Annotated in this window: 8 protein-coding genes; 1 reads left to right on the top strand and 7 read right to left on the bottom strand. The window is 64.6% G+C overall.

What is annotated here, in order from left to right; all coding sequences use genetic code 11:
* Positions 1–176: 176 nt before the first annotated feature.
* The 6 genes from cobA to NX778_RS22025 form a co-directional block, all read right to left on the bottom strand.
* The gene (cobA, locus tag NX778_RS22050) at positions 177–941 is read right to left on the bottom strand and encodes a uroporphyrinogen-III C-methyltransferase (RefSeq protein ID WP_258813952.1); all 765 of its coding nucleotides are present in this window, start codon (positions 939–941) and stop codon (positions 177–179) included.
* 164 nt (positions 942–1,105) lie between these two features.
* Positions 1,106–2,413 (bottom strand): sulfate adenylyltransferase subunit 1, encoded by a 1,308-nt coding sequence (locus tag NX778_RS22045; protein WP_258813951.1) that lies wholly within the window; start codon positions 2,411–2,413, stop codon positions 1,106–1,108.
* Positions 2,413–3,351 (bottom strand): sulfate adenylyltransferase subunit CysD, encoded by a 939-nt coding sequence (gene cysD, locus NX778_RS22040; protein ID WP_258813950.1) that lies wholly within the window; start codon positions 3,349–3,351, stop codon positions 2,413–2,415. Before cysD ends, NX778_RS22045 begins: the two co-directional genes overlap by 1 nt.
* 23 nt (positions 3,352–3,374) lie before the next feature.
* Positions 3,375–4,091 (bottom strand): phosphoadenylyl-sulfate reductase, encoded by a 717-nt coding sequence (locus NX778_RS22035; RefSeq protein WP_258813949.1) that lies wholly within the window; start codon positions 4,089–4,091, stop codon positions 3,375–3,377.
* A gap of 11 nt (positions 4,092–4,102) precedes the next feature.
* Positions 4,103–4,657: a DUF934 domain-containing protein gene (locus tag NX778_RS22030; protein WP_258813948.1), complete on the bottom strand. Its 555-nt coding sequence runs from the start codon at positions 4,655–4,657 to the stop codon at positions 4,103–4,105.
* Positions 4,650–6,338, bottom strand: coding sequence for a nitrite/sulfite reductase (locus tag NX778_RS22025; protein ID WP_258813947.1), 1,689 nt, complete (start codon positions 6,336–6,338; stop codon positions 4,650–4,652). Before NX778_RS22025 ends, NX778_RS22030 begins: the two co-directional genes overlap by 8 nt.
* Positions 6,339–6,500: 162 nt before the next feature.
* Between NX778_RS22025 and NX778_RS22020 the strand changes: the two genes are divergently transcribed.
* Positions 6,501–7,439: a CysB family HTH-type transcriptional regulator gene (locus tag NX778_RS22020; RefSeq protein ID WP_258813946.1), complete on the top strand. Its 939-nt coding sequence runs from the start codon at positions 6,501–6,503 to the stop codon at positions 7,437–7,439.
* A gap of 166 nt (positions 7,440–7,605) precedes the next feature.
* On the opposite strand, the gene NX778_RS22015 is transcribed toward NX778_RS22020, so the two are convergent.
* On the bottom strand, positions 7,606–8,601 hold the full coding sequence (locus tag NX778_RS22015; protein ID WP_258813945.1) for a porin: 996 nt from the start codon (positions 8,599–8,601) through the stop codon (positions 7,606–7,608).
* Positions 8,602–8,727: the final 126 nt, after the last annotated feature.

The following is an 8,727-nucleotide window of genomic DNA, read 5'->3' as shown; positions in this document are numbered from 1 at the left end:
CCCATGCTGAGCTAGCGTCGTCGCGGCTTTGCACGCGCAGCGTCCCGGGAGCTCAGCATGGATTCCGGCCTGCGCCGAGAGTCATTTCCGGCAGTGCCGGGAATGACGGTCTTTTGCTTAACTGTGGATTTTGGTGCCGCTGAACTGCGTACGCAGCGAGGACGATTTACGGCGATTCAAGCAGGCACGCGCGGCGCCAGAACTTGCTGCCCATCCAGCGCCTGATGCTCGCGCATCCGCAGCGCCTCGCCGATCATCACCAGCACCGGGCCATGCGCCTGGCTCAGCCCGTGCGCGAGGCCGGCCAGCGTCATGCGCGTGATGTGCTGGTTGTCGCGGCTGCAGTTTTCGATGACGACCACTGGCGTGTCCACGTTGCGTCCTTGCGCCAGCATGCGCTCTGCGGTAGCGATTGCTTCGCGCCCGCCCATGTACTGGATCATGGTGTCGGTATGGGGCAGGGCCGACAGGTCGGCCTGTTCCGGCGCGGTGCTCGAGGTGAAGAACGCCACGCTGCGCGCCACACCGCGCTTGGTCAGCGGCTGCTTGGTTGCCGCCGCAGCGGCGAATGCGGTGGTGATGCCGGGAACGATGTCGACGTCGATGCCCGCGGCTTCGAGCGCAGTCAGTTCCTCGTCGGCGCGGCCGAACAGCATCGGGTCGCCACCCTTGAGGCGCACCACCAGCTGGTGCTTGCCGGCGGATTCAACCAGCAGCGCATTGATGACGTCCTGCGCGGTGGAGCGCTGGCCGCTGCGTTTGCCGACGGCGATCTTTTCGGCCTGTGGGCACAGTTCCAGCATTTCCGGGGTGACCAGGGCGTCGTAGAGCACCGCGTCGGCACGCGCGAGCAGGCGGGCTCCGCGCACGGTGATGAGGTCAGTGGCGCCGGGGCCGGCGCCGATCAGGTAAACCTTGCCGTTGGGGCGCTTGGTCGTCATAGTCACACGCAGTATTAACGTCGTTCCCGCGAAAACTGGAACCCCTTCTTGCCAGCGCAGCCCTTACGGTTGCGTAAGAGGTATGCTGAGGAAATGGGGTTCCTGCGTGCGCGGGAACGACGATCGTTGCTAGTTTCAAGCCTTGGTGGCCGAATCGGAACTCGTTATTCCTCGATCCGAATCATACCCGCCGCAACGGTCTGGTGGGTAACTTCATCGATCAGGATGAAGGCGCCGGTGGCGCGCACGTCGGCGTAGGCGTCGGCAGCGAGCGGCTGCTGCACCGTCAGGCCGATGCGCGCGATGTCGTTCAGCTTCAGGCCTTCCGCCGGGCGGCGTTCCTGGGTGTTCACGTCCAGCAGCGTATCCACGCGCGTCACCTTGGCCGCGCACTGGCGCGTGCCGTGCTTGATCCAGTATTTGCGGCGCGGATCGAGCGGTTCGTCGGCCATCCAGCACACATCGGCGCTCAGCTGCTTGAGCAGCGTGGCCGGCGCTTCCGCCGCGACCAGCACGTCGCCACGTGAAACGTCCACGTATTCATCCAGCAGCAAGGTCACCGACTGCCCCGCGTGCGCGCTCTGCAGCGGGCCGTCGAAGGTGACGATTTCCTTCACCGTCGCGGCCTGGCCGGACGGCTGCACCAGCAGCTTGTCGCCAACCGACACGCGGCCGGCTTCGATGCGGCCCATGTAGCCGCGGAAGTCCTTGGCTTCGTGGCCGTTGTGGCGCGCGACCAGCTGCACCGGGAAGCGGAACGGCGCTTCGTGCGCATCGTTGTACACCGGCAGCGTTTCGAGCAGCTCGATCAGGGTCGGGCCTTCGTACCATGGCATGTTGTCGCTGGCGTCGACCACATTGTCGCCAGCCAGCGCCGACAGCGGAATCGGCGTCACGTTCTGCAGGCCCAGTGTGTCGGCGAAGTCGCGGTAGGCGGCGACGATGCGCTCGTACACGGTGCGGTCGTAGCCCACCAGGTCCATCTTGTTGACGGCGACGATCACGTGTTCGATGCGCAGCAGGTGGGCAATGGTCGAGTGGCGCTTGGTCTGGGTGAGCAGGTCCACGCCGCCGTCTTCGCGCAGCTTGACCTTGGACACGTCGACCAGGATCACCACCGCGTCGGCGGTCGAGGCGCCGGTCACCATATTGCGGGTGTACTGCTCGTGGCCCGGGGTGTCGGCGATGATGAACTTGCGGCGCGGCGTGGCGAAGTAGCGGTAGGCGACGTCGATCGTGATGCCCTGTTCGCGTTCGGCTTCCAGGCCGTCGGTGAGCAGCGACAGGTCGATGGTGTCGCCGACGGTGCGCTTGTGCTTGGAGCGCGACACCGCGGCCAGCTGGTCGGCGAAGATGCCCTTGCTGTCGTACAGCAGGCGGCCGATCAGCGTGCTCTTGCCGTCATCGACGGAACCGGCGGTAATGAAGCGCAGCAGGCCAGGGGCTGCGACGTTGTCGGTGATCGCGTTCATCAGAAGTATCCTGCTTTCTTGCGTTTTTCCATCGAGGCTTCGGAGGTCTGGTCGTCCATCCGGGTGGCGCCACGTTCAGTAATTTGCGTGACCGCGGTCTCGGCGATGATGGCGTCGACGCCGGCGGCGGTCGAGGCGACCGGGCAGGTGCACGAGATGTCGCCCACGGTGCGGAAGCGGACGGTGCGGGTTTCCACCGTTTCGTCCTCGCGCGGCGGCGTCAGGCGTGTCACCGGCACCAGCAGGCCCTTGCGCTCGACCACTTCACGCTGGTGCGCGAAATAGATCGACGGCAGCGCCAGTTGTTCGCGGGCGATGTACTGCCAGACATCCAGCTCGGTCCAGTTGGAGATCGGGAACACGCGCATGTTCTCGCCCGGGTGGACGCGGGTGTTGTACAGGCTCCAGAGTTCCGGGCGCTGGGCCTTCGGATCCCACTGGCCGAATTCGTCACGGAAGGAGAAGATGCGCTCCTTGGCGCGGGCCTTTTCCTCGTCGCGGCGGGCGCCGCCGATGCAGGCGTCGAACTTGTGTTCCTCGATGGTTTCCAGCAGCGTGACGGCCTGGGCCGCGTTGCGCGAATCCGTGTCCGGATTACGCAGGCGCACGGTGCCGCGCTTGATCGAGTCCTCGACCGAGCCGATGATCAGGCGCTCGCCCAGTTCGGCGACCTTGGCGTCGCGGAAGGCGATCACTTCGTCGAAGTTGTGGCCGGTGTCGATGTGCACCAGCGGGAAGGGGAATTTGCCGGGGCGGAAAGCTTTCTCGGCCAGGCGCAGCAGCACCACCGAGTCTTTGCCGCCCGAGAACAGCAGGGCCGGGTTGCTGCACTCGGCAGCCACTTCGCGCAGGATGTGGATGGCTTCGGATTCGAGCGCGTCGAGGTGCGCGGCATTCACTTCCGGCAGCAGGCGCGGGGTATCGCTAAAGTTGGTCATGGCGGCTTTTATCTTGTTGTGGCTCAGGCGGCCACGGATTTGATGCGGACCAGCTTGCCGTCGACGACGTGCAAGCCGCATTCCTTCGATTCCGGGTTTTCCCACCACCAGCGGCCGGCGCGGACGTCTTCGCCGGGCTGGATCGCGCGGGTGCAGGGCTCGCAGCCGATCGATGGGTAGCCGCGGTCGTGCAGGGCGTTGTACGGCACCTGGTTGGCGCGCAGGTAGTCCCACACGTCCTGCTCGCTCCAGTCGGCCAGCGGGTTGAACTTAACCATGCCGTGGGCCGGATCGTCTTCCTGCACGTCGAGGGTGGCGCGGGTGGCGGACTGGGCGCGGCGCTGGCCGGTGATCCAGGCACGCTTGCCGGCCAGGGCGCGGCCGAGCGGCTCGACCTTGCGGATGTGGCAGCATTCGCGGCGCAGCTCGACGCTGTCGTAGAAGGCGTTCAGACCCTTGCCCGACACGTAGGCATCGACTGCGGCCGGGTCCGGGCGGTAGACGGCGATGTCATGGCCGTAGGTCTGCTTGACCGCGTCCAGCACGGCCAGGGTTTCCTTGTGCAGGCGGCCGGTATCCAGCGAGAAGATGCCGATCGGCAGCCCACTCTTCAGGATGAGGTCGGTCAGCACCATGTCCTCGGCGGCCAGGCTCGATGCGAACACGGCGGGCGAGAACTCGGCGGCCACGCGTTCGAGCGTAGCGCGGGTGGCGGCGGTCAGGTCGGCCAGCTGGGTCATCCGTGGCTCCTTCAGATGCCGAAGGCGATGTCGGCTTCGGGCGCCAGGCCGCGCTGCACGCGGCGAAACAGCGGCAGCGCGGTGTCGACCGAAGCGGCATAGGTCTCCGAAAACACCGTCAGGCCCTTGAGCGCGTCGTCGATGTTGCGGTCCGGGCGCGTGGAAAAGGCGTCGAAGCCGGTACGCAGCATCTGGAACAGCTGGTCGCGCAGCACGTCGCCGATGGCGCGCAGCTCGCCCTTGTAGCCGAGGCGCTTGCGCAGGTTGTAGGCGATCGAATAGCCGCGGCCGTCGCTGAACTTGGGGAAGTCCACGGCGATCAGGGCGAACTTGTCCAGCTCGTCTCGGATGGTCTCGGCGCGCTCGTGCGAGGCGATCCACACGGCCACTGCGCCGCGTGCGGCCAGCTGCTCGCGCTGGGCCTGCCACACGGCCAGCGGCACGATGACCTGGCCTTCGGGGACGACCACGCTGTCGGCGGCCTGGCCTTCATCGAGGCGCAGCACGCTCCACTCGTCGTCGACGACGGCGCGGTTCTTGATCAGTTGTTTGCGTACTTCAAGCATATTGGTCTTCCCCAAGCAGTTCGCCCACCTCGATCGGCGTGGCATACACGAATTCCTTGAACGGGCCGATGCCCAGGCGCTGCACCGTGTCGATGAAGCGTTCGCCTTCGAAACGCTGGCGCAGGTAGACCTGCAGCAGGCGGTCGATCACTTCCGGCATCTGGGCCGCCGCGAACGACGGGCCGATGATCTTGCCCAGCGCCGCTTCGTCGCCCTGGGCGCCGCCGATCGACACCTGGTACCACTCGCTGCCATCCTTGTCCACGCCCAGCACGCCGATGTGGCCGACGTGGTGGTGGCCGCAGGCGTTGATGCAGCCCGAGATGTTCAGTTCGAATTCGCCGATGTCGTGCTGGAAGTCCAGGTTCTCGAAGCGCTTGGCGATGGCGGTCGCGATCGGGATCGACTTGGCGTTGGCCAGCGAGCAGAAATCGCCGCCCGGGCAGGAGATGATGTCGGTCAGCAGGCCGATGTTCGGCGTGGCCAGGCCCTGGGCCTTGATCTTCTGCCAGACTTCGAACAGCTCCGATTGCTTGACGTCGGCCAGCACCAGGTTCTGCTCGTGGGTCACGCGCAGTTCGCCGAAGGTGTAGCGGTCGGCCATGTCGGCCACGAAGTCCATCTGTTCGGCGGTGCAGTCGCCCGGGGCCACGCCCGGCTTCTTCAGCGACAGCACGACGGCGGCGTAGCCCGGCACCTTGTGCGGCTTGACGTTGCGGTGCAGCCAGTTGGCGAAAGCCTTGTTGTCCGGATGCGCGGCGGCTGGGTCGATGTCGTCCAGCTGCTCGTAGGCCGGCGGCGCGAACCAGGCGGCCACGCGGTCGAATTCTTCCTGGGTCAGGGTTTCTTCGTTGTCTTTCAGGTCGGCCCATTCGGCCTCGACTTGGCGCGCGAATTCCTCCGCGCCCAAAGACTTGACGAGGATCTTGATGCGGGCCTTGTGCTTGTTGTCGCGGCGGCCGTGCTCGTTATAGACGCGCATGATGGCCTGGATATAGGTCAGCAGGTGCTGCCACGGCAGGAAGTCACGGATCACGCTGGCCAGGATCGGCGTACGGCCCAGGCCGCCACCGACGGCGACGCGGAAGCCGATTTCGCCGGCCTCGTTCTTGAGGATGGTCAGGCCGATATCGTGCACGGCGATGGCCGCGCGGTCCTGCATCGCGCCGTTGACCGCGATCTTGAACTTGCGGGGCAGGCCGATGAATTCAGGGTGGAAGGTGCTCCACTGGCGGATGATCTCGCAATACGGGCGCGGATCGACGATCTCGTCGGCCGCCACACCGGCGAATTCGTCGGTGGTGGTGTTGCGGATGCAGTTGCCCGAGGTCTGGATCGAGTGCATCTCGACTTCGGCCAGGTGTTCCAGGATGTCCGGCGACTGCTCCAGCTCCATCCAGTTGAACTGGAGATTGGTGCGGGTCGTGAAGTGGCCATAGCCGCGGTCGTACTTGCGGGCGATGAAAGCCAGCTTGCGAAGTTGCTTGGATGCCAACAGGCCGTAGGGGATCGCGATGCGCAGCATGTAGGCATGGCGCTGGTTGTACAGGCCGTTCTGCAGGCGCAGCGGCAGGAATTCTTCCTCCGTCAGCTCGTTCGCGAGGCGGCGGCGCACCTGGTCGCGGTACTGGGCGACGCGTTCGCGGTAGATCAGGCGGTCGTAATGGTCGTATTGGTACATGGAGCAATCCTCGTCACCCGGGCGGACGCTGGGTCTGTTAGTTCATGCTCAATGGTACGGACGCCTTCCTATATTCCCAACTATTGAGAATTTATTTGCTTATATTCGTCCATTGCATAAGCAAGCTACAATACGAAGTAGACAGATTACTCATCGACGGCAATGAACCTTCACCAACTGCGCTTCGTCCGCGAAGCGGTCCGCCAGAACTTCAATCTGACCGATGCCGCCAAGGCATTGTTCACCTCGCAGCCGGGGGTGTCCAAGGCGATCATCGAGCTGGAGGAGGAGCTGGGGGTGGACATCTTCACCCGCCATGGCAAGCGCATCCGCGGGCTGACCGAGCCGGGGCGGCTGGTGTTGCAGTCGGTCGAGCTGATCATGCAGGAGATCGACAGCCTCAAGCGCATCGGCAAGGAATACGCGGCCCAGGACAGCGGCAGCTTCACCATCGCCACCACCCACACCCAGGCGCGCTATATGCTGCCCAAGGTGGTGCAGGGCTTCATGGCCAAGTATCCGAAGGTGCGCTTGTCGCTTTTGCAAGGCAATCCGCGCCAGATCGCGGACATGGTGAAGAACGACCAGGCCGACCTCGCCATCGCCACGGAATCGATCGCGGCGGTGGACGGGCTGATCACGCTGCCGTGCTACCAGTGGGAGCACGTGGTGGTGGTGCCGCAGGATCATCCCTTGCTGCGCTCGCCGGCGGTGTCGCTGGAGGAAATTGCCACCTACCCGGTGATCACCTACGATTCGGCCTTCGCGGGACGCAGCCGCATCGACCACGCGTTTGGCTTGCGCAACCTGAAGCCGGACGTGCTGCTGGAGGCGATCGACGCCGACGTCATCAAGACCTATGTGGAGCTCGGGATGGGCGTGGGCATCATCGCCGGCATGGCCTTCGACCCGGAGCGCGACCGCAACCTGCGGGCGATTCCGGTGGGGCACCTGTTCGGCATGAACGTGTCGCGCGTGGCGGTGAAGCAGGGGGCTTACCTGCGCAGCTACATCTACACCTTCATCGAGCTGCTGGCGCCGACCCTCAATCGCAAGATGGTCGAGGCGGCGATGCGGGGTGGGGAGAACTACGAGCTGTAAGCGCGGCCGAAGGGACCGAGTAAAAAGAGAACGTCGTTCCCGCGGAAGCGGGAACCCCATTTTGTGCGCACGTTGCCGGCGTTGAACGTAGCGGCGTGCTGAAGAAATGGGGTTCCCGCCTTCGCGGGAACGACGTTCTTTGTATTTTCTAAGCTACTTGGCTGGCTTAGAAGGTGTGACGCAGGCCGACGTTGAACACCGACGGATCGGCGCCGACTTTGCCCGGGGCCAGCTTGACCGACGACGAGTTCAGGGCGAAGTTGCCCAAGCTGTTGTTGTTCAGGCGAGCGTAGCCGGTGTACAGGTTGGTGCGCTTCGACAGTGCGTAGCTGTAGTCGAGGTTGAAGCCCTTGCCGCGTGCGCCCGTTTCCAGCTTGTTCTGCTGGAAGTTCAGGAAGAACTTGCCGGCGCCCATGCTGTAGGCCGCGCCGATGTTGTACTGGTCGAACTTGTTGTTCGCGCCAGCCGGATCTTGCTCCAGCCAGTTGCCCTTGAATTCGAAGTCGCCGAACTTGTAGGCGGCGCCGACAGCGTATTCCTTGGTGTCGCCGGCAACGTTGTTATTGTTGGTGTGGTAAGCGCCACCCACGTACAGGTTGCCCTGCGCGTATTCCAGGCCGATGCCCTTCAGGTCGCTCTTCGGCAGGCCCGCGGCGGCTTCGCCGGCCGAGTAGGCGGCCAGCACGGAGAAGCCCGACATCGCGTTGCTGCGGTAGTTGACCGAGTTCGACAGGCGGCGGGTCAGGAAGTTGAAGGCCGACAGGTTGCTGCCGTAGAAGCCCTGGCCGGTGATGTCGGTGGCGCCGGCCACCGAAGCGATCGGCGAGTACTCGCGGCCGACGGTCACGGTGCCGAAGTCGCCTTGCAGGCCGACCACCGAGCGGCGGCCGAACAGGGCCGAATCACCGGCGCCGGTGTCGATCGAGGTGCCGGCTTCCAGGTTGAAGATGGCCTTCATGCCATTGCCCAGGTCCTCGGTGCCGCGGAAGCCGAAACGGCTGCTCGACTGGTTGCCCGAGTTGACCACGGTGTGGCGGTCCACGCCGTTGTCTTCCGACGCCACAGCCGCATCGACGATGCCGTAGAGTTGCACATTGGTCTGTGCAAAGCTGATCACGGGGAGGGCGGCGAGCAGCGCGGCTGCCAGGTGTTTCTTCTGCATGATTTCTCCAAAGTTTCGACAAAATGTCCCGGCGACGTCATGTCTTCACCGGGTGAGTGCGGCGCATCTTATCGAACGGATATGTCCGTTTGATGACAAACGGAAATGTTGCAGAAGACTGATTGC

The organism is Massilia terrae (genome assembly GCF_024753145.1).
GTDB lineage: Bacteria > Pseudomonadota > Gammaproteobacteria > Burkholderiales > Burkholderiaceae_D > Telluria > Telluria terrae.
This window is presented reverse-complemented; position numbering and strand designations above follow the sequence as displayed.

Excerpts from the sequence above, each read along its gene's own strand:
- NX778_RS22025 (WP_258813947.1), bottom strand. The coding sequence starts at position 6,338 with ATGTACCAATACGACCATTACGACCGCCTGATCTACCGCGAACGCGTC.
- NX778_RS22030 (WP_258813948.1), bottom strand. The coding sequence starts at position 4,657 with ATGCTTGAAGTACGCAAACAACTGATCAAGAACCGCGCCGTCGTCGAC.
- NX778_RS22015 (WP_258813945.1), bottom strand. The coding sequence starts at position 8,601 with ATGCAGAAGAAACACCTGGCAGCCGCGCTGCTCGCCGCCCTCCCCGTG.
- cysD (WP_258813950.1), bottom strand. The coding sequence starts at position 3,351 with ATGACCAACTTTAGCGATACCCCGCGCCTGCTGCCGGAAGTGAATGCC.
- NX778_RS22045 (WP_258813951.1), bottom strand. The coding sequence starts at position 2,413 with ATGAACGCGATCACCGACAACGTCGCAGCCCCTGGCCTGCTGCGCTTC.
- cobA (WP_258813952.1), bottom strand. The coding sequence starts at position 941 with ATGACGACCAAGCGCCCCAACGGCAAGGTTTACCTGATCGGCGCCGGC.
- NX778_RS22020 (WP_258813946.1), top strand. The coding sequence starts at position 6,501 with ATGAACCTTCACCAACTGCGCTTCGTCCGCGAAGCGGTCCGCCAGAAC.
- NX778_RS22035 (WP_258813949.1), bottom strand. The coding sequence starts at position 4,091 with ATGACCCAGCTGGCCGACCTGACCGCCGCCACCCGCGCTACGCTCGAA.